Here is a 24,334-nt window from a genome sequence, read left to right as displayed (position 1 = left end):
CGGCAGGACACGCAGCTGACCACCGAGACGGCCGACCAGGTCCCAGACCTGCCAACCCTCCGGCGTTTCCGGACGGTTCAGCCGCGCCGGGCAGTCCGGGCATTCTTGCGCGCAGGCGTCGCAGTAGCGCTCGCCCCCGCCGAAGGACCATTCGGCGAGAGCGCGGAGGCGTTTTTTTCCTGTTCCAGCAGCAGGCCCTTCGAGACGTAGGTCAGCTGGAAGGCTTCGAAGATCGGCCAGACATCGAGCAGCGCGTCGATGGCCTCGAGGCTCGGATCGATGGGATTGCCGTCCGCGTCCCCGATGCCCTCCCAGGCGCGCACCGCCCGCCGCGCCAGCGCCTTGGCGAAGGCGACCGCGCGCTCCTCGTCGGAAGCCTCCTCGGGAACCGCCTCGACGGCCGCATCGCTGCGTGTCGCCACCATCAGCGCGGTGGTCAGCGGGCGGAGCTGCACCCGGACGCCGGGGGCGAGGTCATGCCAGCGCGGAGCGTTGTTCAGGTCGAGCGTCAGCATCCTTAGTACACCTCGATGTCGTTGATCAGGGTTGCCGTGCACATCCGGCCGACCACGCTGTCGCGGGCGGCCTGCCAGGCGAACGTCGCCTGGACGCCCTGCGGTCCGGAGATCTCGATGCGCGGGCGCGGCAGGTAGACGGCGTGCACGGTGAAGGTGAAGCTCTCGCCGGACGGCAGCACATAGGCGAACTCCATCTCGCAGGCCTCGCCATTGATCGCCTGCGTCACCAACGTCTGGTCGGCGAAGCGGACCTCGATCCGGCCAGTCAGCGCTGCGATGGACGGATCCGCACCGTCGATGCGGCCGTCCGAGCGGATGGTCTCGATCCGGTCGAGATTGTTGGCATAGGTGATCTCGGCCGAGACCACGTTGCCGAGGGCGGTCCCGTTTCGCGTGATCGCGCCGTTGAAATGCCCGAAACGCTTCAGTTCCAGCGCCGCAGGCGTTCCGGCGCTGGTCGTCGTGCCCACCGTCTCGCCCTGCGCCACCAGCCGCGCCGTGGCGGTCAGCAGGCCCGAGCGCTGCATCTGCCAGGTGATCTGGTCGAGCACGCAGCCGGAATACATCGCGTAGCGCGGCACCTCCGGCATGCCGGTCTCGATCGACATGCTGGGCAGCGTCCAGGACCCCGACTGGAACTCGTGGCTGTATGGCGCTTCCACGCCCGTGGTCGTCGGCGCACCGAACGCCGCCTTCAGCCAGAACCCGAAGGCCTCGGCGTCGAGCGGCACGACGACATCGCCGTCCGCCGTGACCGCGTCCTTGATCGGCGCCAGCGGATCGCGGCCGTAGCCGAGCAGCTCCGAGTTCAGCAGCGGCTGCTCGGCGCCGAGCGACGTGCTGGCGAAGGGCATGCGGGTGAAGCCGCTGGCGGGCGGCGTTCCATAGGTCGTCTCGAACGCAAGCGCCATCAGCGCCCGCGCCCCCTGGGCTCGTGCCATGGTGTTCTCCTCGGGTTGTCGGGATCAGCCGAGCGGATCGGCCGTGGAATAGTGCAGGATCACCGGGATCACGGCGGCCTTCAGGCTGGCGGCGCCCTCGACCGGCAGGTCCACAGGGCGCGGGGCTTCGGCCTCCACCCAGTCGCAGAGCCCGCCGAGCGTGCGGTCGGCGGCGAGTGTCGCGCCGATGCTGGCGGTCAGCGTGTCGAATGCCGCGTCACGATCGGCGCCCTGAACGACCGCCTCGATCTCGGCGCGGTGCTGGTAGTGATAGGCCAGCGGCGACAGCGTCACATCGGGCTCCCCCGGCTCTCCGTCGCGCAGGATCAGCAGGCCCTCGGCTGGAACGCGCTCGGTCAGCACCTCGCCACGGAGCGCGGTGGCGGGCAGCGCCGAGAGCCGCGCGTGCAGCGCGGCGAGGATGGTTTCACGAGGGGTGGGCATGGAGGGTCTCTTCGATGTCCGAAGCGCCCGAACATGGGCAGCTTGACCTTTGCAATTCTTGACAGTTTCAGAGCACTTCCGGTAACTGGACCCATGGGGATTGCGAGCTCCCCACGAGGCGCCAGCTGAAGATCGCGTTCCTGTTCAACCCCGGCGACGGAGGAACGCACATGCCTGCGCCCAATGCCATTTCGTTCGACAAGCTCACCCGCATCATCGGAACCCCCCGCGCACCGCTTTTGCTCGACGTGCGGTCCGAGGAAGATTTCGCCGCCGATCCACGATTGCTCCCAGGTTCTGTCCGGATCGACGACCAGGCGCTCGCCGCCCTCGCGCCGCAACTCGGCGGCCAGCCGTCGATCGCCGTCTGTCAGGCCGGTCACCGGCGCAGTCAGGGCACCGCCGCCTGGCTTCGCGCCGAGGGCTGCGCCTCGGAGTATCTCGAGGGTGGGTTCGAGGCCTGGCGCTCCGCCGGACTGCCGCTGATCGATCCCGCGAAGTTGCCCGCGCGCGACGCGCAGGGCCGCACCATCTGGGTCACGCGCGCGCGCCCCAAGATCGACCGCATCGCGTGTCCCTGGCTGATCCGGCGCTTTCTCGATCCCCGCGCGATCATCCTGTTCGTGGCGCCCGCCGAGGTGGTGGGCGTGGCAGAACGTTACAACGCGTCGCCCTTCGACATCGAAGGCGTGTTCTGGAGCCACCGGGACGACCTCTGCACTTTCGACGTGATGCTGGCCGAGTTCGGCCTGAGCATTCCCGCGCTCGACCGGCTCGCGACAATCGTGCGCGGCGCCGATACAGCCCGCCTCGACCTCGCGCCCGAAGCGGCCGGTCTGCTAGCCGCGTCGCTCGGCCTGTCGCGGATGTATTCCGACGATCTGGAGCAGCTGGAGGCCGGGATGTTGCTTTACGACGCCTTCTACCGATGGGCGCGGGACGCCACCGACGAGACCCACAACTGGCCCACGAACAAGCCGAAGGCGGACTGATGCAGGATCGCGCATACCCCACGCTGGCCGCCGCCACCCGCATCTGGGCCCGCATCGGTCTCCTGAGCTTCGGCGGTCCGGCCGGGCAGATCGCGCTCATGCACCGGATCCTGGTCGAGGAGCAGCGCTGGCTGGGCGAGAAACGGTTCCTGCATGCGCTCAACTACTGCATGCTCCTGCCCGGCCCCGAGGCGATGCAACTCGCCGTCTATATCGGCTGGCTGATGCACCGGACGCTCGGCGGCATCATCGCGGGGGTCCTCTTCGTGCTGCCCGGCGTCGTGGCGATCATGGCGCTGAGCTGGATCTACGCGCTCTACGGCAATGTAGGGCCGGTGGAGGCGCTGTTCTTCGGGCTCAAGGCCGCGGTGCTCGCCATCGTGGTGCAGGCGGTCATCCGCATCGGCTCGCGTGCGCTCAAGAACCGCGCGATGGTCGCCATCGCCGCGGCCTCGTTCGTGGCGATCTTCGGCTTCGCCATCCCATTCCCGCTGATCATCCTGATCGCTGGCCTGATCGGGTTCTTCGGCGCGCGGGCGGGCCTGCCAGCATTCCATGGCGGCGGCGGACACGGAAAGGTCGGCAAGGTCCAGGTCGACGACGCCGATACGCTGCTGGGCGAGGAATCGCCGGATCACACCCGGGTCAACCGGGCTTGGGCGTTTCGCATCTCCGGCGTCTTCCTCGTCCTCTGGCTGGCGCCGGTTGGACTGTTGTTCGCGGCACTTGGGCCGGAGAACGTGTTTTCGCAGATCGCGAGCTTCTTCAGCGTCATGGCCGTGGTAACCTTCGGCGGCGCCTATGCGGTACTGGCTTATGTCGCGCAGGAGGCGGTCCACAACTACGGCTGGCTCGCTCCCGGCGAGATGCTGGATGGGCTCGGCATGGCGGAGACCACGCCCGGCCCGCTGATCATGGTGACGCAATTCGTGGGCTTCATGGGTGCCTTCCGCGAGGCGAGCGGCCTGTCGCCCCTGATGGCGGCAACGCTTGGTGGGCTGCTGACGACGTGGGTGACCTTCGTTCCCTGCTTCCTGTGGATCTTCCTCGGCGCGCCCTTCATCGAGCGTCTGCGCGACAACGCGGTGCTGACCGCCGCACTCACCGCCATCACCGCGGCCGTGGTGGGCGTCATCCTGAACCTCGCCGTCTGGTTCGGTCTGCATGTGGTCTTCGACGAGGTGCGCACCCTCACGTCCTTCGGCCTCGATCTCGATGTGCCCGTCTGGTCCACGGTGAACCTGGCGGCTGCGGCGCTGGTGCTTGCCGCGCTCGTGGCGGTGTTCCGCTTCCGGCTGGGCGCCGTGACGGTACTTGCGGGCTGTGCGCTGGCCGGTGTCGCGCTGGCGTCAATGGGCTTGACCTGAGGCCGCTCTTGTTGCGGCGCAGTCAAATCTTCGCCTCCACCCAGTTCGCGACAATCAGCCCCGGCACGCTGTCCAATGCCCGGTCCGCGTCCCGAGCGAGATCCAGCCGCTTCGGCAGCTTGACCTGCGGCACCAGCAGGAAGATCGGCGCGGTGACCTTTCCGCGCCCGGTCTTCGAGCGCGACACCACCGCCTGGCCCTTCGTGTTCAGCCGCCCCTCCGCCACCAGCAGGCTCGGGCCGGTGCGGCGATAGACGAAGCGCAGGCGCAACCCGCGTCGCCGTTCCCACTCGCCGGGCGTGATCCGGCCGCCGCGCAGGGACTTGCCCGCCGCAGGCAGCGGGATCGCCAGCCAGAACCCGTTCTTCGAGCGGATCAGCGGCCCAGTGTCATGCGCGCCCACGATGACCGGGGCCTTCGACCAGACCAGTGCTGCCGCGTTCAGGCTTTCGCCGGACTTCGGAAAGCTGGCGGAGCGGATCGAGTTGGCGAGGCGCGTGCCCAGCCCCGCACCGGTGATCTGTGTGCGCCAGGCGGATTTCAGGCCGGTGCCAGCCTCGCGCATGGCGGCGGTGACAGCGCGTTCGCCGGCCGCGACCTCGGCTGCCATCAGGGCGACGATGTCGGGATCGATGGCGAGCTTCAGTTTCACACTGGCCTCAGATCGATAGTCCAGACCAGCCGTTCGCGATCACGGATGGGCTCGCCCTGAATGAGGAAAGCATCTCCGTCGATCTCGATCCGGTCGCCGGGGCGCGGGTTCGCCACCTCGGCGACGCGCAGGTCGATCCGGATGGTTTCGGACCAGAGCCGCGCATCGCCAAAGTCGGTGATGGCGTCGGCGCGCCGGGCAACGACCCGCACCAGCACAGGCACGCCGCCGTCGGCGATGTAGACCGCGTCCCGGCCGATGTTCGGATCGGCGAAGAGCCCACTGAGCGCGGCGGCGAAGGCGCTCATCAGAACGTCGCGTTCAGGCGGACCCGGCCGATGGTGTCGCCCGCGCCGCTGGCCACCGCTTCGACGGCCACGCCGATCAGGGTGTTGTCGGTGGCGACCGTGGTGCAGCGCTTGTTGGTGTCGTCCCAATAGACCTTGGCGCCGACGGTCCAGGCCTGGGAGCCGACCTTGGTGATGTCGAAGATTCCGACGAGCGCGGTCTCGACGGGATCGCCGATGGCGGCGGCGCCCGCGGCGATGCCGAAGATGGAGCCGACGAGCAGGCCATCGCCGGAGGCGACGGCATGGGGCGCGGTCAGGGTGATGGTGTTGCCGGGCTGGACGTAGTTTTTCATGGGGAGAATCCTCGTGGAAAGACGAAGGGCGGCCCGTCAGGACCGCCCGTGTGTCAGGGTTCAGGATGGGGTGCGGGTTACGCGCCCGGGTTCTTGTAGAGGCCGCGCCAGTCGATGGCCTTGGCGCCGAAGTCGAGGCGGCACTTGATCTCGACCCCGTCGACGTCGAAGCCATTGCGGGTCTCGATGTAGGCGCCCTGCTGGCCCTCGAGATAGGCGTACTCGATGGTGTCGATCTGGTTCGGCGAGGCCGCCAGATACCAGGCGGTCTCGCTGGCAGCGTCGAGCCGGGGCTCGCTGATCGGCGCGAGCGTCCGGATCGACTGCGGCACCACGCTGGACGTCGCGGCGGGCACCAGGTTCTGGGCCACCAGCTGCTCGGCCTTCAGCTCCAGCGAGGCGGGCACGATCAGGAAGGCCGGGCGGACGTTCAGAACCGTCTTCTTGTCGAGGCCGGTCTGCTTGGCCATGGCGGCGCGGGCCGCGCCGACACTGCCGACGTCGAGCGCCGCGCCAGTGCCTGCGAGGTTCTTGTGCGTGGTGTGGAAGAGCGCGTTGCCGTCGGCCATGGCCGGGTTGGCGGTGATGATGCCCCAGACCACGTCCGACTCCAGCTGCGCGATGGAGTTGCCGTACATGGCCGGGATCCGGGTGAAGGCGTCGAGGTCGTCGTTGATCAGCGTCTGGCGGGTGATCGCGACCACCCGGCCATAGGTCTTGACCTTGTAGCTCTCCTTGCTCTCGCCCAGCGTCCCGCGCTTGAACTCGCCGCTCTCGCCGACCTCCAGCAGTTGCGGCGCTTCGCCGAGCTGCACCCGGTGCATCGCCTTGAAGTCGGTGGCGAGCACCTGGCGGCAGAACAGCATGAACGTGCGGGGATAGGCCTCGTAGGCCTGCCGCAGCGTCTTGTTGGTGACCGCCGAGAGGATCTCGGGGAAGTCCGAGGTCGAGTGCAGGGCCCGTGTCGCCACCTCGTCGCGCGACAGGCCCCGGGTGTTCACCCCGGCATTGCCGAGGCTTTCGCGGGCCAGTTCCAGCAGCGTCATCCCGCGGTACTGGCGCGCGGCGTCCTCCAGCTGGAACAGCGTCGGGCTGTAGCGGTGCAGCAGCGCGTTCGCCACGGCGTCGCGGCGGGTGATGCGTTCGTCGCGGCCGCCGAGCGGGACCGGGACATGGGGGAAGGTCCGGGTCTCGTCCGACTTCGCGGCGACCTGGTCGAGGATCAGGCGGCGGGACTCGTCCACGCTGACGCCGCGTTTCACCAGATCCTCGGCGAAGCCCCGCTCGAGGTTCAGCCGCCCGGCCAGATCGTAGATGGTGGAGACGCGGTCGCGCTCGGCCTCGCGGGCGCGGGTGGCGACAGCCTCGGTGTCGGGCGCGGGAGTTGCCTGCGTCTTCGGCTGGCTGCGCGTCTCGCTGGCCGAGACCTTCGGGTCAGGCGCAGCCGCTTTCGGCTCGGTCATGGTTGTGTCCTCGGTTGCGACCGGCTCGGTCGGCTGTGTGGTGGCGGGAGTTGTGGCGTCGCTCGCCGGGGTCTGGGTCTTGTCCGTCATCGGGGATGCTCCTTGCGCTGTGGGGGCGTCCCGGCGGTGGAGGACGCAGTCGTGAAGGGGATGCTGGGCGCGGAAGCCCGCGGCGGGATCGGCGCCGACCGCGACGGCGGAGACCTCGAACGGCGTCCAGTCCACCGCCCGCCAGAGTTCGCGGCCGGCCTCGGGCTTCGAGACCTCGAAGCGGTGGACCTGGTAGCCGATCGAGACCGCGCGGATGTGCCCGGCCTGGATGTCGCGCCAGATCGGCTCTACGTCGGCGCGCTCGCTGATCCGCACCAGCGCGATGCCGCGGCCGTTCTCGATCCGGGCCGAGCCCGGCACGACCGAACCGATCACCGCGTCGAGCGTGTCGAGCTCGTGCACCTTCAGGAACGGTGCGCCCGCGTTCAGCCGGTCGAGCCGGACATGGGCCGGGTCGAGGCTGAGTTCCTCGTCATAAGGCTCGCCGAAGAAGGTGGCACGGCGGACGCGCGCCCCGGCCGACCAGACCACCTCGACGGTGCGGCTGTCGGCATCGGCGGTATTCGGCGCAAGCTCCGCCGACCGGCGCATGGCCGGCAGTTCGATCATCGTGTCCATGAAGGTCAGTCCTGTTGGTCGGCCTGCGCCGGATCGGTTTCATCCGCGTCGGCGGAGGGGTCGTCGGCCGGTTCGTCTGCATCCGGATCGGCCGCCGGATCGCCGGTCTGCGCGCTGCCGGTTTTCGTGACACGGCGCGGGTCGCTGTCGAGCACCAGCCCCAGCGCGTCGAGCTTGGCATTGGTCGCCGCGATCTCGGCCAGTACGGCGTCGGGATTGCGGCCCTGCCGGGCGATCACCTCGGCCAGCGTCATGGTGCCCGAGCGGATCGACAGCAGGTTCGCCATTGCGTCCTTCTGCGGATCGACCGCCTCGAACTTCGGCGGCGACCATTCGACCGGGACGGTCGGCGACGGGATCTGCCCCGAGGCCCACGCGGCTTCCGTGAACCAGCGCCAGACCGGCGCGCAAAACATCGGAATGAACAGCTGCCATTGGACGGCGTCGATCTGGCGGCGGAACTCCACAAGCCCCGCCCGGATCGAGGAATAGTTGACCTGGCTGAGATCGCCGGTCAGCAGCTCGTAGGGCACCCGGAACCCGGACGAGATCGTGTGCAGGCTGGCGCGCTTGTATTCGCCATAGCCGCCGGTGGCCAAGGGCTGGTTGAAGCGGATGTCCTTGCCACCCCGCGCATAGGCAATCAGCCCCGGCTCGAACTGCTCGACCCGGTTGCCATCGGCATCGACCACGGCGGGCGCGATGCCCTGCTGCGCCTCGTCGTCGCCGAAGACGATGGCGGTGACGCAGGCCTCGGTCTTCTTGCGGACGATTTCGGCGACCTCGTAGTCGTCGAGATCACGCAGCGCCCGGATCACCGGGGCGCCCCATGGAACGCCGCGCGCCTGCGTGCGCTGCTTCTCGTAGACATGGGCGATGTCGCTGGCCGGGACCGGGTGGCTATCGAACCCGCCGCGCAGGGCACCATGGGCATCGCCGGGGTGTTCGCTGTGCAGCCAGTAGGCCCGGCGTTTGCCGACCGGGTCGAACTCGATTCCCTGGACGAGACGACCAGCGCCGATGGCGCCGGATTTCGTGGCGTCGAGGAAGTCGGCCTCCAGCACCTGAAGCTGCAACGGCACCGGCAGACCGTCCGAGGATCGCCGCAGGCGACGACGCACCAGCACCTCGCCCGCCTCGATCATCTCCCGGCAGATCAGGGTCTGCAGCCCGTAGAAATCGAGCTGGCCGTCCGCATCGCAGGCCTCGGCCCATCGCTCGAAGAGATCGTCGACGCGCCGGTCCAGCGCCTCGTCGCCACTGGCGGCGCGTGGCATGATTCCCGCGCCAACGATATTGTTCACCAGCACCGCCACCGCCTTGGCCGCATGCGGGTTGTTGCGCACGAGATCGCGCATCCGGTCGCGCAGGAGCGCCCCGGCCATGCCGATCTCGGTATCGGCCGAGGATCCGGGCGCGCGCCAGCCGTCCGTGCGGCGGCCCTTCGCGGCGCCGTCATAGCCCCGCGCGAGCATCTCGAAGGCCTGCCGCGCCAGCACCCGACGAGCAGCGGTTCGTGGGGCGACCGAGGCAATGGCGCGGTCGAACCAGTTCACCGCCATCACCTGTCCCCGCGCGAGAAGCCCGCGAGACCGGCCACCGGCAACGGTCGACCGACACCCGCGATGGCGCGCTCGATGGTACGGATGCGGGCGAGCAGATCCTCTGCCGAACCATAGTCCACCGACTTGCCGTCATAGCTGACGCGGGTCGTGCCGCTGGCATAGGCCCGGCGCAGCGCCGAAAGCTCGGTTTCCGTCCAGTCGGTCATGTTCAAAACCATCCCTCCCGCCGCCCCAGCCAGTCGGAGCGGCGCTTGCCCTGCGGGGCCTGTCCCTGCCGGTTGATCTGCCCGGCGGGATCGCTGTCGGTCGGCGCCGCCCCGAGCTGATCCTCGAGGTCGCGCCATTTCTCGTCCGGCCAGCGATCCGCGCCCGCGATCCAGGCGGCGGCGCGGGCATAGACCCGGCAATCCAGCGCCTCGTTCCGCTCGCGCAGTTTCTGCCATTCGAGCCGGGCGAAGCCGCGCTTCGTGCGAACCGTCACCAGCTGCTCGGCCACGACCTGCTTCAGCCACTCGCTTTCGACCCATGTCGGCAGGTGAATCGTGCCGGGCGGAAAGGCCGCCCCCTCGGCGCGTTCCTCTGCCGTCGGCCGATCAAGCCGCAGGAAGCGATAGGTCTCGGCCTTGAAGGTCGACACCGCTACCGTCCAGAGCCGGGCGCCGCGGCGCAGGCGGCGGCCGCCCTCTGTTGCGTCGACGAAGGTCGGACCCGAGACCGGGCTCGATCGGTTGAACCCTTCGACGCCCTTCACCGGCGCGACCTGTGCGAAGCCGACCTTGCGCGACCAGGCATAGACCGCCGGGGCCTCGTAGCCCGTGTCGATGGCGAGCCGCGCGATGCGCAGATGCGCGCCGCACTCATGCGGCCAGCTTCGGTCAAGAAGCGCCGTCAGTTCCGACCATGCGTCGTGCCGGTCCGGCCCGCCGTCGATCACGACGTGATCGACGAGCCAACTTTCCAGCCCGCGACCCCAGGCCCACACATCGATCTCGATCCGATCCTTCTGGACGTCGGCCCCGGCGGTCAGGAACAACCCGCCCGCGGGCACCGTTCCGGGCCGCCATGCCTCACGGCGGTCATAGAGCCGCTGCCAGTCGGGGGCTTCTCCGGTCTCGACCCAGGTCTCGCCGAGGATCGTGTTGCGGAACGCCTTGATCGCCTCGTCCGACCCCTGTGCCGCGTCCCAGGCCCGCACGATCCGCTCCCAGCTCAGCCAGCCGATCGGCGAATAGAGCGCCGAGAGGTGATACCCGACCGTGGTCGGATCGGCGGCCGTGGCGGTCGCCCGCCATTCGCCGCCCTCCAGCATGGCCGTCTTGTGGTGTTCCGCGATGGGCGTCTCGCAGCCCTCGCAGTGATACTCCGCCGTCTCCGGGCGGCCCTTCTGCCAGCGCAGCCGGTCGAACTTCAGCCACTGCATCGCGCCGCAATGCGGGCACGGCACGAAGAACCGGCGCTGATCGCTCGCCTCGTATTCCCGCTCGATGCGCGACAGCCCCCGGATCGTCGGCGTCGAGACCAGCAGCACCTTGCGCCGATGCGCGAAGGTCAGCGACCGCGCCTCGGCCAGCGTGACCGGATCGCCTTCCTCGTCGGCCGAGGCCGGATAGGCGTCGACCTCGTCGAGGAAGATGTACCGCGCCGGGGTCGAGCGCAGCCCGACCGCCGAGTTCGCCCCGGTCATGATCAGGATGCCGCCCGCGAATTCCTTGGACAGCATCGTGTTGCCCGCGTCCCGCGAGCGCGCGGGCTTCACCCGCTCGCGCAGTTCCGGGCTTTCATCGATCAGCGGGTCGATCCGCTGCCGCGAGTTGCGCTTGGCCAGCTCGACCGTGGGCTGGACCGCCAGCATCGGCCCCGGCGCCTGGTGGATCGCGAACCCGATCCAGTTGTTGCCCGCCTCGGTCGCCCCGACCTGCGCGGCCTTCATGAACACGATCCGCTGCGTGGGATCGCCGGGCGACAGCCGATCCATGATCTCGCGCATATAGGGCGTGCGGACGGTGCGGTATCGCCCGGGTTCGGCCGAGGCGCGGCCCGAAAGCATCCGGTGCCGGTCCGCCCATTCCGAGACGGTCAGGTCCGGGTCGGGCCGCAGCCCGTTGCCCCAGGCGCGAAGGATCTCGCCCACGCCGTCGAAATCGATCAGGCCATCATCATCACCGGAAGTCGGGCCGGACCTCGGCAAGCTCGTCGAGGTGGGCGCGTACATGTCTCTCCAGCACTTTCTGCATCGCGGCTGGCTCCATGGCGATCTGCTGACCCGTCGCGTCGCTGGATGCCGCCGACAGCTCAGCCGCCATCAGCGCCGCCGCGCGCGCGGGCCAGTTCACCCACGCGTCCCGTTCCTCCCGCGCCAGCCGGAACACCAGCGCCAGCGCGCGGGCCCGCTCGATCAACTCCCCCTTCAGCTTCTGGAGCCGGATGCGCCGCTCCTGCGCCTTCAGCACCTCGTTCGCCGTCTTCGCCTGCAGGAAGGTCGTGCCGCCGCCGACGGCCGGGACCGCCAGACCCTGTTCGCGGAGCGTTTCGCCGACGGCGGCCACCGCCGCCTCGGGGACGGGCTTCAGCTTCGGCGCGGGCGGCTTTCTCGTTTTCGACGGGTCCGTCGTCTCGGCACGTCTGGCGTCGCTGGCCGCCGCGTTGATGCTGCCGTCGGGATAGAGCACCAGCCGCTCGGCCGTCTTCGCCTTCTGGATCGCGCCCCGCGACAGCCCGACATGGGCGGCGTACTGGCGCTCGCTCATGCCCTGCATCGATGGCTCCGATTATCATTCAAGATCATGCGCTTATCGAGTTGATAAGCGTCGCAACCGGAGCGAACGTCACTCCAACGAAGCGATGCAACTCACCACGGAGCCACCACGATGACCCGCCGCGCACAGGACAACACGAAAGCCCTCGACGCCTTCATCGCCGCGAAGACCGAGATCGACGCGATGCTGGAACGGCTCGCCGCCCTCAGCGCGGACCATTTCGAGATCCACCCGGACGAGATCAACTGGGGCCATGTCGGCACCCTGAACCACTACCGCGCCAAGCTGCGCGAGATCACCGACATGGCCTTCCACGAAGGCGAACACGCCGAGTGAGACGACCCGCTTCTGGTCCCGCCCGCCGCTTGGCGGGCTCGGCCTCCTAGAAGGGCCCGCATCCCGCGCGCCCCGACACGGGAGACGACGATGACCAAGCTTTCCGACACCCAAGCCCTGATCCTGAGCGCTGCCGCACAGCGGCCCGACCATATCGCCCTGCCGCTGCCCGAGAGCCTGCGCGGCGGAGCCGCCGCCAAGGTGGTCGGCGCGATGCTTGCCAAGGGCTTCCTGCAGGAGGTCGACGCCGACATGCGCAAGGGCGAGCCCGTCTGGCGCGAGACCGGCGACGGCCACGGCGTCACGCTTGTCGCCACCGACGCGGGCCTCGCCGCCATCGGCATCGAGCACGACGACGCAGACGCCGCGCCTGTGGGCGCGACGGACGCGCCGACCGAGGAGCCCGCGCCGGACACCCCCACCGAACCGAAGGCTGCGCCCAAGACGCGCACACCGCGCGAGGGAACGAAGCAGGCCACCCTGATCGCCATGCTGCGCGCGCCGGACGGCGCGACCATCGAGGAGATCATGGCCGCGACGGGCTGGCAGTCGCATACAGTGCGCGGTGCGATGGCCGGGGCGCTGAAGAAGAAGCTCGGGCTCGAGGTGATCTCGGAGAAGGTCGATGGGCGCGGGCGGGTCTATCGGCTTCCGGCAGCCTGATCGCCCGCGCAAGAACTCAGGCCGCCGCCCCGACTGGGCGGCGGCATGCATGTTCATTTAAGAAGCGAAATGACCCCAAGTACGATCCCAATTGCGCCAAGGCCTACCGACCAAACAGCGAGCCACGCCGGGATATAGATCCGGGGATCCGGCGTCCGAAGGTACCAGCGCATCTTGCCAAACCATCCGAGCGCTTGGAGATCGAAATTCAGGCGTTCGCCCTTTTCCACTCCGAGCGCCTGCCTCGCATCAAAGGCCATGTAGATCGCGCTGTCATCATCGTGGCCAAGAATAACCGTATCGTATGACCTCGATCGATCAGCCGTGTTTGTTACTCGAGCGACACCGTATCGACCAATTCCGCTTCGATGTGAGTGATGCACTCGAACAATCGAATTTCCCCATTCGCTTCGATCAAGCCCTTTGACTTCAAGTTGCGGCATGCTGCTGTCCCTACTGAACTTGGCACACCATACACCTCATGCGCGGCCGGCAAAAAGATCGTAACTGCCCGAAGCTATGTGTTCCGCTGCAGCCGTTCGAACAGCCGCCGCAGGACGTAGGACCGCGCTATGCTCACCACGGTGAACACCGCGCCCATCTTCAGGTTCTGGGCCAGCGTCGTGTGCAGCCCGAAGATCGGAAAGATCAGGATCTGCGTGACCACGGCGACGCCGTAGCCGACGATCACATTGGCGACGGACTCGACCAGCGACATGAGGCGGGATTGCTTCATGTCGCCGCCTCATCCATCGGCCAGCAATTCAGCCGCGAGAGTTCGCAGCGCATGCGCTGCAACCAGCGGGACCACGCCGTTGCCACAGAGGCGAAGCCGGTCCACCCGGTAGGCCAGCCCATCAGCGCCTCGACGAACAGCGGGTTCAATGTCCGGCGCACATCGCAGGTATCGCTCCCAGCCATCGGCGTCACCAGGACCTGGCGGCCAAGCAGGCCGTTCACCGGGGTGTTCGCCAGCGTCGTCGCGCCATCCTTGTGATCCCGCGCCGTCGGCGTCATCCACATCCCCGCCGAGTGGGTCAGGTCGGCCGTCCGCCTGTTGCCCGCGCTCGGCTTGCACCCATCGTTCGCCATCGGCGTCGGCCACATCGCGGCCGTGGTCGCCAGGTTCATCCCATGCTGGCCTGCTTCCTGCGATGGCGTCGGCTTTGTCTGCCGGTTCTCGTTCGCACTGTCCCTCGGCGTCGGCCAGAGCCGCAGCAGTTCCGTCCGGTTCCCGCCACTCGACCGGGTGCCAGAGCAGGCGCGCGGGGTCGGCCAACTCGTCCCCCTCGCGGATGGCAAGGATGAAGAGCCGCTCGCGCCTGTGGGGCGCGCCGACTTCCGCCGCCGTGAAGAGGCCTGCCGCAAGCTTGTAGCCCATGCCGACCAGTCCTGCAGCGACTTCGGGGAAGCCGAGGCGGAGATGATGGGCGACATTTTCGAGGAACACGAAGGGCGGCTCGACCTCGCCGATGATGCGGGCGACATGCGGCCAAAGGTGGCGCGGGTCGTCAGCGCCCCGACGTTTGCCCGCAACGGAGAACGGCTGGCACGGATAGCCCGCAGTGATGATATCCACCGCGCCGCGCCACGGGCGGCCGTCGAAGGTTCCAACGTCGTCCCAGATTGGAGCATCGTCGAGGATTCCATCGAGCATACGGACGACAAGGACGGCTGCTGCAAAGGCATCCCGTTCGACAAGGCCGATGGTTCGGCAAGATGGCAGGGCAATCTGGAGCCCGAGGTCGAGACCGCCCGCACCGCTACACAGACTGAGCACGTGCATGCGGGCAACTCCCGAACCAACCGATCGCCTGGTTGCAGTTGTGGCAAAGCAGCCGGTAGGTGTCCGGAAAGCCCTGGCGGATCACGAGGCGCCGGAGCGCGGTCGGCGATGACACCGTTTTCCGGTGCTGCGTTCCCCCACCTTGCCGATGGTCGATGGCCAGAAACTCCGGCGTCGCCTCGCCGCAGCACTCGCATTTGCCGCCATAGGCCCGGATCACTTCGTCCTTCAGCTTCTCCCGGCATCGCCGGTCCGTCGTCCGCCGTTGCTCCGGATGAAGGCGCTGATACTCGAGGCTTCGTGCGTTGCGGCACGGGCGGCACCACGACTGCAGACCGTGCCGAGGTGGTGAACGCCACACAGCGTTTTCCGCCGTCAGAGGTGTGCCGCAGGTCGCACAAGGGTCGCCGAGGGACTTCGACGTGCCCTTCACCCCTTTCATCCGGCCAGACCCCAGAGAGGAGCCGGACCCATGGGCGCGATTTCCACCCGCGCCACGACAGCGGCTGCGGTGCCGGTTTTCCATTGGACATTGCCCACAGGAAGACGTCCGGCGCGGTCGAGCCCGCCAGCGCCTGAGCAGAGGGAGAGGCCGAAGAGGCATGCGTCTCCGGCTCCGGAAGCGCATCCGGAGGAAGGTAAAGCCAGGTCATGCATGTCACGCGGCGGTCTGGCGCTTTCGCGCGGGTTCGGGGACGGCGTCCGTGACCGGAGCGGCGGTCATGTCCGAAACATCAACGGGGGCCTCGGCATCGTCGCCCAGCCGCTCGGTCCTCACCTGCGCGAAGGTCCGTCCGTCGCCGTCGAGGATCGCGTCGCGGCCGGTCTCGGACTGCCAGCGTTCCACGGCGACATCGACATAGGCCGGGCTGATCTCCATCGCGAAGACGCGGCGGCCATTGGCTTCGCCCGCCATGATCTGCGAGCCGGAGCCAGAGAATGGCTCGTAGCAAAGTCCGCCCCGCGCCACATGCTGGCGCATCGGGATCCCGAAGGCGTCGAGCGGTTTCGGCGTCGGGTGGTCAGGCCGCTCGTCCTTGGCGAAGGACGGCATTTCCCAGGTCGAGGGCAGCGTCTGCTCGGCGACCTTCGGCGGACGGTGCGGGCGGCGCCAGCCCATGAAGCAGGGCTCGTGCTTCCAGAGGTAATGTGACCGGGTCAGAACACCGCGATCCTTCACCCAAATGATCTGCTGATGGACGAAGGCGCCGGCCTTTTCCCAGCAGGCTTCCAGCATCGCCTGACGGCGCGAGGCGTGCCAGCAATACCAGGCCGCGTCCTCGGTGATCGCCTCGGCGACGGCCGCCGCGATGAAGCCGTCGTAAAGTTCCGCGCCCTGCGAGCTGTCGTCCCAGGTGACGCCGTAGGACTGCGACCAGTCCTTGTTCCGGGTTGGGTGGTTGGAGCCGTCGTAGTCGACGAGATACGGCGGATCGGTGGCGAACAGGATTGCCCGCTCGCCGTTCATCAGGCGCCGGACATCGGCATGGTTGGTGCTGTCGCCACAGAGCAGGCGGTGGTTGCCGAGGATCCACAGATCGCCGGTCCGCGATGCCGGGTTGCGCGGCGGCTCGGGGATGGTCACCGGCGGCACCGAGCCCCCGGCGTCCCCTTCCTCGCCGTCCCCCTCCGGCACGAAGGCCAGCAGCTTGTCCAGCTCGCCATCGGAAAACCCGACCAGCGACAGGTCGAAATCCTCGGCCAGCAGCTCGTTCAGCTCCGCCGACAGCAGCGCCTCGTCCCATGACCCGAGTTCGGTCAATTTATTGTCCGCGATGCGATAGGCCCGCCGCTGCGCCTCGGTCAGATGCCCAAGCACGATCACCGGCGCCTCGGTCAGCCCCAGCTGCGTCGCGGCCAGCACCCGGCCGTGACCCGCGATCAACTCGCCGTCCTCGCCGACGAGACAGGGCACGGTCCAGCCGAACTCGGCCATGCTGGCGGCGATCTTCGCGACTTGGTCCGGCCCGTGCGCCTTCGCATTGCGGGCGTAGGGTTGGAGCTTGGCCAGCGGCCACATTTCGATCCGATCCGGGGCAAAGCTCAGCGTCATCGTGCGGTCATTCCTCGGATCAGGATGGACACCCCTGGCTTCCGGACTCCGGGGGCCAGACTGGACTCCACGCGGGGTCCAGCGGCCACCGGGGGTGTCCAGCTTCAAGGATTTGATTTTGCAGTGTTTCAGGCGGGTTCAGACGGCGCTGGCTTCCGGGTGGCTTCCCAAAAATCCGGCCCTGTCGCTGGCGATGTCCCGCGCTTCGCCCGCCAGCATACGAATGTCGCCAGGAAGGAACCGGAAACTGCCTCGGGCTGGACCCCGACCGGACCCTCGCTGGATACCGGGGTCCAGAAGGCCCCCGTCAACGCAAAAGGGAAAGCGAGCCTTCCAGCGCACTCTCCCCATCATGCCCTTCGAATAGCACGGACATGTTGCATGTGTCGAACACAAAAGTGTTGCAACACATTGGAGTCACTGCGCATTCAGCCGCGCCGCGATCTTGGTCAGCGCCAGCTGCCAGCGCCGCCAGGCGGTGGTACGGTCGCAACCCAGCTCGCCGCTGATCTGCTTCCACGGCACGCGGGCGGCGCGCGACCAGACCAGCTTGCGCTCCGCCTCGTCGATCCAGAGCACCCAGTCGAAGGTCTGCTCGAGCCGGGTGATCGCGGCGGCCGAGGGCCAGACACGCATCGGCTGAGGCTCCATCGCGGCGATCTCGCGGCTGGTGCGCACGATCTCGGGCCAGGTATTGAAGTAGCCCTGCGCCTTCACGGGTGGCAGCTTGCGCAGGGTGCGGAACGCTTCCTCGAAATGATCGGCGACGCAGTCTGCGGTCCATTCGCGATCAGCCATGGCGCGCCTCCCTGTCGGATGGGCGCGGGCCGTAGAGCTTCTCGCCGAGTTGGCGGACCAGTTCACGCTCGGGCCAGGTGAGGCGGTCGTCATCGGCGGAGACCGCGAGAACGCCCTGTTCCTGCCAACCCTCGCGCTTGACCTGTTCGGGATCCCGGCGTCGGCCGCCGTAGCCGTGGGGATGCCATCTCATGCGACACCCCCGTTCGTTTCGATCGCCCAGAGCAGGATGGCGATGGCGTCGGCCTCGTTATCGTCGGCCGGGCTGAAGCCGCGGGCGCGGACGGCGGCGACCATGGCGGCCTTGTCGGCATTGCCCTTGCCAGCGGCGTGACGCTTGATCGTGCCGACCGGGACGCCCTCGTAGGGCACGCCGCGCAGTTCCGCCCATGCGGTCAGCGTGGCCATGAGCCCGCCGTAGATGTGGCTGGCGTCGGTGCCGGCGTGGCGGCGGACTTCCTCGAACCAGATCGCAGCGACAGGACCGGACAGCCGGTCGATTTCGGTCAGCCAGTTGGTGAAGCGCAGGTAGCGCATGCCACCGCCGTCGAAACGGCCGGGCCGGAAGCTGACCGTGCCGCTGGTGATCAGACCGTCGTGGCCGCGCAGCGCCCAGCCGGTGGTGGTGCCGAGGTCGAGCGCGAGGATGCAGCGGTCCGTTCCATCAACGCCATGAAGACCGGGGGGAGCGGTGACGGGTGTGACGGATGTGACGGATGGTTCCCTATCCGCTCCACAGGCGCGCGCATGCGCGCGCGTAACGGTCATATAAGTATGATCCGTCACATCCGTCACACCATCTGGATTCATTGGCATTTTCCTATTCTCCCGAGAAAAGGTCAGAGTTGCTGTCATTGGGGGCGATGCCGCGAAACCCCTTGGCCGCACGGGTGTTGTGGCGCTCGAACCCACGCACGATCAGCGCCTCCGAGAACCGCTTGACCGAACCGGCGAATTCGCCGTTCGTCTCGGCCCAGGCCTTCCAGTCCGCGAACATCGTGGTGGTGGCCGCGCTCAGGTGCGATCCGAGCGAGCAGCGTTCATCGATCCAGCGACCGATGGCGTCCTCTGCCTCGAAGTAATCCTCGGTCGCGGCCATCACGGCGGGCGGTGGGCGCAGCCCCGTCCGCTGCCATTCGATGCAGCCTTCGAGCGCCCATGCGAGGATCCCGTCGCGTTCGGCGAGCAGCCTATCGGCCAGGTGCTTGTCGCGCCGCGCGGGCGGGATGGTGACGGTGAACGGCACCATGTGCAGGCGCCGCTTCATCGCCTCGTCGACGTTGCGGATGGAGGGCTTGTGGTTGCCGACGATCAGCAGCTTGAACTGCGGGATGAACTCGAAGAAATCCTGCCGCATGAAGCGGGCGGTGATCTTGTCGCCCCCGGTCAGCGCCTTCAGCTTGCTTTCGGCCCAGCGGCTGCCCTGTTCGGTCTCGATGGAGGTCACGATCCGCGCACCACGCAAACCCGCCATGTCGGTCGGGTGGCGATCGCCCTGCGTGGCCATGAACATGTCCATCGGCGCGACGGTGGCGTAGTCGCCGAGGATGGCGGTCAGGGTGTTGGCGAAGACGGATTTGCCGTTGGCACCGGTGCCGTAGAGAAAGAACAGCGCATGCTCGGTCGTGACGCCGGTCAGGCAATAGCCCGCCATCCGCTGCAGGTAGGATTGCAGCTCGCCGTCCCCGCCGGTGACGGTCTCCAGAAAGCCCAGCCAGACGGGACAAGTGTCGGCGACGGACGCACCGGCGATCCTGGTCATGAAGAGGCCGGGATCATGTGGCCGGGATGCGCCGCTCTGGAGGTCGACCACACCGCCCGGCGTGTTCAACAGCCAGGGATCACGGTCCCACGGTTCGGTCGTGGTCGCGTGGCGGCGGTCGGAGCGGGCGAGCCGCTCCACGGCCGAAACCGTCGCCGCAGTGGAGAGCTTGGCCTTGAGCTTTGCGGATCCGGCGCGCGCGGCCGCCTCGCGGCAGATCATCCGCGCCAGATCGAAGGCCTGCAGCGTCTCCTCGCGCCGCCAGAGCTTGCCTGACCAGGTCAGCCACTGTCCCCAGCCCGCGACGTAGCGCCAGGTCTCGGCATGCCGGACGGCGAAGGTGGCGGCGAGCGCGTCCTCGGTGAAACGCACCGGCACGGGGCCGTCGTCGTCGCCACCGGCCGGGCCGCCGCCATCGCACCCGCCATCCTCGTCGTCGAGATCGCCGTTGCGGGCGGTGTCGCGTTTCCAGAGCCGTTCTGCTTCCTCGCGCAACCGGGCCTCCGGCCAGGGAGGCGAGACGCGGGCCGCGTTGTAGGAGACGATTTCTTCCCAGGCCTGTTCGCGCGGCACATGGCCTTCGCGGGCGCGGCGGATCCAGTAGCCCATCACCCGCGACAGCGCGTCGAAGCGCGTGGTGCCGTCCACGCCGCCTTCGCGGACCTGACGGCCGAAAAGCTCGGTGACGCTGCCGCGCTCGGGGGCGGCCATGTTGAAGTCGAGCCCGGCCTCGCCTTCGAGCGGCGGCATGGCAATGATCGCCTCCAGCAGTTCACCCAGATCGTAGTCGCGGGGATCGTGGTGCAGGATCTCCACCAGCCGACGTCGGCCCTGTTTGGCATGGATCGATCCGGCCACACGGATCGGCTGGTGGGCGGACCGGAAGGACGGATCGCCGCCGACTTTGGCGGCGATCATGTGCCGCGCCCGACAGACCGTGCCGATGTCCTCGCCTTCGGCGGGTTCGGACAGGCGCCAGTAGAGGTGCAGCTTGCGCTGGCCCTCGGCGGTGACTCCGCCGGACGCCACTTCAAGCGTCGGGCATCCGAGATGCTGCACGAGGTGGTCGCGTTTCGCGCCGATGTCGCCATGGTCGAGATCGACCAGCACGACCTGCGTCTGCACGATGCTTTCCGCCTTGGCGTCGCCGGGGGCGACCACCGTGCCGGGCGCCACGAACAGTGCCATGCCGACGCTGCTGGCCCATGTGGCCTGCAGCGCCAGTTTCGCGGCAAGCGTGGCGTCCGCTTCGATGAAGGGGACATGCGGCGGGCCATCGCCCGCGCCTTTCTCTGCGAGCGCACGGACCGGCACCCAGCCGTCGCAGTAGCCGAACACCACGTCGGCATAGATCGCGATCATTTCAGCGTCGGGCGCGACGTCGTGGGGCGCGATGGTGTCGGACGGGACCGTCATGCCCAGCACCGTTCCCGCCACGCACAGAAGCGGCATTCGAAGTGGTCGGGGTCGGCTGTGTGGCGGGGAAGAATTTCACCCGCATCACAGGCACGCAGGATCGTCACCGCCTTGTCGCTGGCGGACTGGGCGAGTGCGGCATCGAACGGCACGAGTTCGTGCCAGATCTCGCAGGTGTCCTTGTTGATCGCGGTGAACAGCGCGGGCGTCTCGGTCAGGCCGAGATAGGCCTGGTAGAGCGCGATCTGCGCGGCGTAGACCGGCTTGGCTTTCGCGACACCATGCTTCGCGATCTCGCGCCAGTTCTTCGCATTGGCCGACTTGCATTCCCAGAGCGCCGGGACCGCCATGCCGTTCGGCGCCGCGACCACCACACCGTCGGCATGCCCTTGGACCCGACCACCGACGACCGAGAAGCCGAACTGATCGCCATGGCGATTGCGCGTGCGCAGGTCAAAACCCGCCTTGCGCAGCCATTCGATGGCCAGATCTTCGAGGACGTGCCCGAGCGCGAAGATGCGCAGGGACTGGCCAGAGAACCCGGCGCCCGGGTCTTTCGGCGTCTTCAGGTATTCGTATTGCAGTCTGCGCTGGCAGACATCGCCCAGCCGGCTGCCACCGAGGTAGTCGCGTTGGGGGCGTTCAGCCTGTTCCGCGACAAGAGCCCGATCGATGCAGGTGTTGACCGTATCCGCAAAGCTCGGCGGCTTCTCCCGGTGATTGAAGTCGAAACCGGCGTCCATCAGAACGGCACCTCCGGATCGGGCCGGGGTGCGCTGGCCATCATCGCTTCCTGGAAGCCGTCGACGGCGGCGGTGGCGAGGGCGAGCGCCTGCGCCTCGCTGAGATCGGCGAACCGCGTGGTCCAGCCGATCTCGGCCATCAGTTCGGCCATGTTCTTCAAGGCGGCGCGGTGCGCGGCCTGTTCACGTTCATCGGGATCGATCATGCGCCAGCCCCGATGGTGGGTGACGCTGGCGTGCGGGAATGCAGGATGGCGCGGAGCGCCGGATTGATGCTGTTCATGGGAGAGCTCCAGATGCTCTCCTCACCTACCGGCGCGCTGTCCTGACTGTCGGATGCGTGGATCAGAACACTTCGGGAACATGCACTTGTGCGATCACTGTTCCGCCGATAGCCTGAACTCCACCCCCGATTCATCCTGGAGCCGAATCGCGCATGGCGTCATTCAACCCGAGAAGTTTCACCAACCCTGACCGTCTCAAGAGCATTTCGCCGAGGCATCTTTTGAAGTTCTTCGCGACGTGGGCCGGTTATTTTTCTGAGCGGGGGTTTGAACTTCCGGCCGAAGCGGGTGAGGATTTTCCCTACGACGATCTCGCGGCTGTGCTGATGAAGCCCGACGAAAAGGTGCCGCCCGAAATGGTCGACGCGCTTTTCTACGTACACGAGACCGCGACCAAGGAAACCGCCGAGGAACTGATCGAGGCGGCAGGACGGGCTGGCCTCACGATCGAGGCCGGTGAGGAACCCTCCGATGCGGACATCGCCCTGCAGATCTGGCTCCAGAAACCTGATCTGCTACGACGTCAGCATGCCGAGACCGTGGCGTTCACACGTTCGCGTTTCATCTATTTTGCGGGCCGCAGCGGCAAGCCGCGACCGGCTCCGGACCCGACCGACGAACAGACAGCCACCATGCAGGAGCGGATGGACGAGTGGTTCGACCGCAAACGCCGCGGCAAGGGTTCACGGGTCTTTGCTTTTCCGCGCGGGACGAAGACGTGGTTTATGGTCCGACACGGCGAACCGATGCGGCGCGAGGGGCGACATCAGGATGATGGGGGATCGGGGATCGCCTACTACCGACCGCAGAAGCACGACGTCGTCATCTATGACGGCGAATCCGATGAACTGGCTGTCAACGCAGGGACGAAAGGCGAGACCGCACTCTACCTGAGAACGTTCGGCGAGGTCATCTTCGGTGACGAAGAGTATTTCGATCGCTCGAACCGCTTCACCCTCGATCCGCTGCTGGAGAAGGGCGAGACATCGCTCGACAACGACACGGTCTCCGAGATCGTAAAGGTGCGCCTGATCGAAATCGAACGCTTTTGGGGCGGAAAGGCCAAGGAGAAGGAGGTGCGCAAGGCGAACGACCTCTTCGTGGCCTGGGAAAACGAGTGGGCGAGGCGCCTTGCCGGCGGATCCATCGACCGGGCCGTTTTCAAGGTCAAGTTCGATGGAGACGGCAAGGAGCGGACGGTTGCCATTCTCCCGCCGAGCCTCGCACGCTACGACCGTGATGCCGACAGCGATCTGATCGACCGCTGGCTCAAGGATCAGGGCTTCTGCCGCCCCAACGTCGGAGATGAGGACGATGACGTCGGCGTTCTGGAGGACGATTGAGCGCGTCCCCGGTCATGCGACCGACACGCTCGACTGGAAGGTCGACCTGATCGATTGCTGGACCCAGGTCGAACGCTACCTTCCGGAAACCTCCAAGTACGCAGAACGTATCGACTGTCCCTGGCCCGGCGGGGAGCATTGCCCGCGCCACGTCGTGCGGCATGCCGGCGGCTTGGTCCGTGCCGTCTGCAGCGATCCGGGGCGACTCTGCGAAACCCTCGACATCAATCCCGACGATATCCGCATCCGTGAACTCGACCGCCGCAGGCTGTTTGCCGACATAGCCACGGCGCTTGGCCTTGTCGCTCCCACCGCGCCTTCGCGCGGGGCGGTCTTTCTGCACATCGGCGATCATGCCATTGCCGCCGGCCGGAGTTTTCCGGTGTTCGCTGCGCTCACAAGCCCGCGCGCGCCGCTCAGCCGGGCAGACGTCCTCGACATCGATCGCCGCAATCTACCATTCGTCCTGCTGGTGACATCGCTCGGCGCGATCGACCCGGACGTTTCGGCCTTTCTTGCGGCACGGCAAGGGCGTGTTCTGACGTGGGCCGAATGCCTCCACTTCGCCCTCGCACCGCGCAAGGGATTCGTCGCTGCCATGCCACTTGTCGATCTCTTCGCGCCCGAGATCGCGGCACTGGCGAACGCAGGTGACGTCGCCCAGCGTCCGGTGATGACTCTGCCTGCGAATGCACGGTGGTCCGATCTGCGCTTCGCGTTTCGCGAGGAGGCCGTGCTCAACGTCAGCTATCTTGGGCAGGCTCCGGCGCGCCTTGAACCGGACCAGATCGGCATGCGCGATGAGCGGAACGGCAAGCCGAACCGCCAGTGGCGGCTACTCCTTGTTTGCGCCGCACTTGGCGGGGCATTGCCTCGGTCCTTTCCGATTTCCACCATCAAGGGGCGCCGCCCGGCGAGCGATATCGTTCGCATTCTCGGGCAGTTCCAGCGTGGTTACGAAAAGCAGCGCCAACTTCTCGCCGCAGCACTGCGTGAGCGGTTCGGGATCGACGAGGACCCGTTCTCAGGCGCTGACGATTGTTACGAGGCACGGTTCCTGGTCGATGCAAGCAGTCTGAAGCAGGGCCGATCCGACCAGCGCGACCGAAATTTCGCCGACGACGACTGACTCTTTCCGAA

Annotated in this window: 28 protein-coding genes; 6 read left to right on the top strand and 22 right to left on the bottom strand. The window is 67.6% G+C overall.

From position 1 onward, the window contains the following. Positions 1-77: 77 nt before the first annotated feature. Genes ACOYJQ_RS12935 through ACOYJQ_RS12925 form a run of 3 tightly spaced genes read right to left on the bottom strand, consistent with a single transcriptional unit; the run spans position 78 to position 1,903 of the window. The gene (locus ACOYJQ_RS12935) at positions 78-515 is read right to left on the bottom strand and encodes a hypothetical protein (protein WP_433458962.1); all 438 of its coding nucleotides are present in this window, start codon (positions 513-515) and stop codon (positions 78-80) included. 2 nt (positions 516-517) lie between these two features. After that, positions 518-1,459 (bottom strand): phage tail tube protein, encoded by a 942-nt coding sequence (locus tag ACOYJQ_RS12930; protein ID WP_433458961.1) that lies wholly within the window; start codon positions 1,457-1,459, stop codon positions 518-520. A gap of 24 nt (positions 1,460-1,483) precedes the next feature. Then, on the bottom strand, positions 1,484-1,903 hold the full coding sequence (locus ACOYJQ_RS12925; protein ID WP_314189704.1) for an acyl-CoA transferase: 420 nt from the start codon (positions 1,901-1,903) through the stop codon (positions 1,484-1,486). Positions 1,904-2,073: 170 nt separating this feature from the next. Here ACOYJQ_RS12925 and ACOYJQ_RS12920 point away from each other — a divergent pair, with 170 nt between their 5' ends. Both ACOYJQ_RS12920 and chrA read left to right on the top strand, forming a co-directional pair. Beyond that, complete coding sequence (locus ACOYJQ_RS12920) at positions 2,074-2,895, top strand: sulfurtransferase/chromate resistance protein (protein WP_314189706.1); 822 nt, start codon at positions 2,074-2,076, stop codon at positions 2,893-2,895. Beyond that, positions 2,895-4,262, top strand: a complete 1,368-nt coding sequence (chrA, locus tag ACOYJQ_RS12915; RefSeq protein WP_433458960.1) for a chromate efflux transporter — start codon at positions 2,895-2,897, stop codon at positions 4,260-4,262. The genes ACOYJQ_RS12920 and chrA overlap by 1 nt, the downstream gene beginning before the upstream one ends. 22 nt (positions 4,263-4,284) lie before the next feature. On the opposite strand, the gene ACOYJQ_RS12910 is transcribed toward chrA, so the two are convergent. The 8 genes from ACOYJQ_RS12910 to ACOYJQ_RS12875 all read right to left on the bottom strand — a co-directional run bounded on the left by ACOYJQ_RS12910 (position 4,285) and on the right by ACOYJQ_RS12875 (position 12,010). Then, positions 4,285-4,914 (bottom strand): DUF6441 family protein, encoded by a 630-nt coding sequence (locus ACOYJQ_RS12910; protein ID WP_400176153.1) that lies wholly within the window; start codon positions 4,912-4,914, stop codon positions 4,285-4,287. Next, a complete protein-coding gene (locus tag ACOYJQ_RS12905; RefSeq protein ID WP_433458958.1) occupies positions 4,911-5,222 on the bottom strand; it encodes a head-tail joining protein in 312 nt (103 codons plus the stop codon). Before ACOYJQ_RS12905 ends, ACOYJQ_RS12910 begins: the two co-directional genes overlap by 4 nt. Further along, positions 5,222-5,557, bottom strand: coding sequence for a DUF2190 family protein (locus ACOYJQ_RS12900; protein WP_433458957.1), 336 nt, complete (start codon positions 5,555-5,557; stop codon positions 5,222-5,224). The genes ACOYJQ_RS12905 and ACOYJQ_RS12900 overlap by 1 nt, the downstream gene beginning before the upstream one ends. A gap of 77 nt (positions 5,558-5,634) precedes the next feature. After that, entirely contained in the window at positions 5,635-7,689 is a 2,055-nt protein-coding gene (locus tag ACOYJQ_RS12895) for a prohead protease/major capsid protein fusion protein (RefSeq protein WP_433458956.1), read from the bottom strand. Between the two features lie 5 nt (positions 7,690-7,694). Further along, positions 7,695-9,251, bottom strand: coding sequence for a phage portal protein (locus tag ACOYJQ_RS12890; RefSeq protein ID WP_433458955.1), 1,557 nt, complete (start codon positions 9,249-9,251; stop codon positions 7,695-7,697). Continuing rightward, on the bottom strand, positions 9,251-9,460 hold the full coding sequence (locus ACOYJQ_RS12885; protein ID WP_036706675.1) for a phage head-tail joining protein: 210 nt from the start codon (positions 9,458-9,460) through the stop codon (positions 9,251-9,253). Before ACOYJQ_RS12885 ends, ACOYJQ_RS12890 begins: the two co-directional genes overlap by 1 nt. A 2-nt stretch (positions 9,461-9,462) precedes the next feature. Then, on the bottom strand, positions 9,463-11,466 hold the full coding sequence (locus ACOYJQ_RS12880) for a phage terminase large subunit family protein (protein WP_433458954.1): 2,004 nt from the start codon (positions 11,464-11,466) through the stop codon (positions 9,463-9,465). Next, the gene (locus tag ACOYJQ_RS12875; RefSeq protein ID WP_433458952.1) at positions 11,414-12,010 is read right to left on the bottom strand and encodes a hypothetical protein; all 597 of its coding nucleotides are present in this window, start codon (positions 12,008-12,010) and stop codon (positions 11,414-11,416) included. The genes ACOYJQ_RS12880 and ACOYJQ_RS12875 overlap by 53 nt, the downstream gene beginning before the upstream one ends. A gap of 111 nt (positions 12,011-12,121) precedes the next feature. On the opposite strand from ACOYJQ_RS12875, the gene ACOYJQ_RS12870 reads away from it, so the two are divergent. Both ACOYJQ_RS12870 and ACOYJQ_RS12865 read left to right on the top strand, forming a co-directional pair. Then, positions 12,122-12,346, top strand: a complete 225-nt coding sequence (locus tag ACOYJQ_RS12870; RefSeq protein ID WP_433458950.1) for a hypothetical protein — start codon at positions 12,122-12,124, stop codon at positions 12,344-12,346. 90 nt (positions 12,347-12,436) lie between these two features. Next, on the top strand, positions 12,437-13,009 hold the full coding sequence (locus tag ACOYJQ_RS12865; RefSeq protein ID WP_433458949.1) for a DUF3489 domain-containing protein: 573 nt from the start codon (positions 12,437-12,439) through the stop codon (positions 13,007-13,009). Positions 13,010-13,062: 53 nt separating this feature from the next. Here the strand turns inward: ACOYJQ_RS12865 and ACOYJQ_RS12860 are convergent, their stop codons facing one another. The 11 genes from ACOYJQ_RS12860 to ACOYJQ_RS12810 form a co-directional block, all read right to left on the bottom strand. Beyond that, the gene (locus ACOYJQ_RS12860) at positions 13,063-13,452 is read right to left on the bottom strand and encodes a hypothetical protein (RefSeq protein WP_143103453.1); all 390 of its coding nucleotides are present in this window, start codon (positions 13,450-13,452) and stop codon (positions 13,063-13,065) included. Between the two features lie 74 nt (positions 13,453-13,526). Further along, on the bottom strand, positions 13,527-13,745 hold the full coding sequence (locus tag ACOYJQ_RS12855) for a DUF7220 family protein (protein WP_092865846.1): 219 nt from the start codon (positions 13,743-13,745) through the stop codon (positions 13,527-13,529). 9 nt (positions 13,746-13,754) lie between these two features. Next, complete coding sequence (locus tag ACOYJQ_RS12850; protein WP_433458947.1) at positions 13,755-14,795, bottom strand: DNA cytosine methyltransferase; 1,041 nt, start codon at positions 14,793-14,795, stop codon at positions 13,755-13,757. Beyond that, a complete protein-coding gene (locus ACOYJQ_RS12845; RefSeq protein WP_433458945.1) occupies positions 14,773-15,228 on the bottom strand; it encodes a hypothetical protein in 456 nt (151 codons plus the stop codon). The genes ACOYJQ_RS12850 and ACOYJQ_RS12845 overlap by 23 nt, the downstream gene beginning before the upstream one ends. Positions 15,229-15,453: 225 nt before the next feature. Further along, a complete protein-coding gene (locus tag ACOYJQ_RS12840) occupies positions 15,454-16,848 on the bottom strand; it encodes a site-specific DNA-methyltransferase (RefSeq protein WP_433458944.1) in 1,395 nt (464 codons plus the stop codon). 417 nt (positions 16,849-17,265) lie between these two features. Beyond that, positions 17,266-17,646: a DUF6362 family protein gene (locus ACOYJQ_RS12835; protein ID WP_433458943.1), complete on the bottom strand. Its 381-nt coding sequence runs from the start codon at positions 17,644-17,646 to the stop codon at positions 17,266-17,268. Continuing rightward, complete coding sequence (locus tag ACOYJQ_RS12830) at positions 17,639-17,839, bottom strand: hypothetical protein (protein ID WP_028720215.1); 201 nt, start codon at positions 17,837-17,839, stop codon at positions 17,639-17,641. The genes ACOYJQ_RS12835 and ACOYJQ_RS12830 overlap by 8 nt, the downstream gene beginning before the upstream one ends. Beyond that, positions 17,836-18,414 carry a hypothetical protein gene (locus tag ACOYJQ_RS12825; RefSeq protein ID WP_433458942.1) on the bottom strand — a complete coding sequence of 193 codons (579 nt, stop codon included), beginning with the start codon at positions 18,412-18,414 and terminating at the stop codon, positions 17,836-17,838. The genes ACOYJQ_RS12830 and ACOYJQ_RS12825 overlap by 4 nt, the downstream gene beginning before the upstream one ends. 52 nt (positions 18,415-18,466) lie before the next feature. After that, positions 18,467-20,824 (bottom strand): phage/plasmid primase, P4 family, encoded by a 2,358-nt coding sequence (locus ACOYJQ_RS12820; RefSeq protein WP_433458941.1) that lies wholly within the window; start codon positions 20,822-20,824, stop codon positions 18,467-18,469. Then, entirely contained in the window at positions 20,821-21,567 is a 747-nt protein-coding gene (locus tag ACOYJQ_RS12815) for a hypothetical protein (RefSeq protein ID WP_433458940.1), read from the bottom strand. Before ACOYJQ_RS12815 ends, ACOYJQ_RS12820 begins: the two co-directional genes overlap by 4 nt. Next, entirely contained in the window at positions 21,567-21,773 is a 207-nt protein-coding gene (locus ACOYJQ_RS12810) for a DUF6511 domain-containing protein (RefSeq protein ID WP_433458938.1), read from the bottom strand. The genes ACOYJQ_RS12815 and ACOYJQ_RS12810 overlap by 1 nt, the downstream gene beginning before the upstream one ends. Positions 21,774-22,003: 230 nt before the next feature. On the opposite strand from ACOYJQ_RS12810, the gene ACOYJQ_RS12805 reads away from it, so the two are divergent. Next, positions 22,004-23,194 (top strand): hypothetical protein, encoded by a 1,191-nt coding sequence (locus ACOYJQ_RS12805; protein WP_433458936.1) that lies wholly within the window; start codon positions 22,004-22,006, stop codon positions 23,192-23,194. Further along, on the top strand, positions 23,166-24,323 hold the full coding sequence (locus ACOYJQ_RS12800) for a hypothetical protein (RefSeq protein ID WP_433458935.1): 1,158 nt from the start codon (positions 23,166-23,168) through the stop codon (positions 24,321-24,323). The genes ACOYJQ_RS12805 and ACOYJQ_RS12800 overlap by 29 nt, the downstream gene beginning before the upstream one ends. The last annotated feature ends 11 nt before the right edge of the window (positions 24,324-24,334 follow it).

The organism is Pseudochelatococcus sp., assembly GCF_050946405.1.
Taxonomy (GTDB): domain Bacteria; phylum Pseudomonadota; class Alphaproteobacteria; order Rhizobiales; family Beijerinckiaceae; genus Pseudochelatococcus.
This window is presented reverse-complemented; position numbering and strand designations above follow the sequence as displayed.